The following is a 1,048-nucleotide window of genomic DNA, read 5'->3' on the forward strand; positions in this document are numbered from 1 at the left end:
GCGGAGGGCTCCGGGAGCGAGTACGCCGGCCTGCTCGACATCGGCGACCGCTACCTCGCGCTCGCGACCGACGGCGTCGGGACGAAGCTGCTCGTCGCGGAGGCGCTCGGCGACTACTCGACGGTCGGGGTCGACTGCATCGCGATGAACGTCAACGACCTCGTCGCGGCCGGCGTGCGTCCCGTCGCGTTCGTCGACTACCTCGCGGTCGACGAGCCGGACGAGCGGTTCGCCGAGCAGGTCGGCGAGGGGCTCGCCCGCGGCGCCGAGCTCGCGGACATGGAACTCGTCGGCGGCGAGACGGCGGTGATGCCGGAGGTGGTCCGCGGGCTCGACCTGGCCGGCACCTGCGCCGGGCTCGCGGCGAAGGACGGCGTGTTCGACGGGCGGGCGGCGCCGGGCGACGCCCTGGTCGGCTGGCGCTCGTCGGGGATCCACTCGAACGGGCTGACGCTGGCGCGAGAGGCGGTCACGCGCGATCACGACTACACGGACCCCTGCCCGTTCGGCGAGTACGAGACCCTCGGCGAGGCGCTGCTCGAACCCACCGCCATCTACACCGACCTCCTCGACCCGTTGCGCTCCCGCGGCGTCCGCGGCGCGGCCCACGTCACCGGCGGCGGCTGGACGAACCTCGAACGGCTCGGCGGCCACCGCTACGTGATCGACGACGCGTTCGACCCCCAGCCGGTCTTCGAGTTCGTTCAGTCGGCGGGGAACGTCTCCGACGAGGAGATGTACCGCACGTTCAACATGGGCACCGGGTTCGTCGCCGCCCTCGACCCCGACGACGCGGCGGCGCTGGCCGACGCGACCGACGGTCGCGTGATCGGCCGCGTCGAGCCCGCCGAGCGGGACGGCGACGCCGGCGGCGAGGAGGAAGCGACGGTCGCGATCCGGGGGCTGGAGCTGTAGGCGGTCCCGTCAGAGATACCGGTGAGCGTTGCGGCCGCCGCGGAGAGCCGGTGCGGCGTGCCGTCGAATGACCGCTTATCACCGCGGTCGGCCTACGTCCGGCAGATGACCGACGGGGGCGCGACGGACGACG

General features: G+C 73.6%; 1 protein-coding gene. It reads left to right on the top strand.

The features are described from left to right. Window positions 1-915: phosphoribosylformylglycinamidine cyclo-ligase (gene purM, locus B9G38_RS17670; RefSeq protein WP_086221210.1), on the top strand; the 915-nt coding region annotated here is incomplete at its 5' end. Between the last annotated feature and the right edge of the window lie 133 nt (window positions 916-1,048).

This window comes from Halorubrum sp. SD612, from assembly GCF_002135005.1.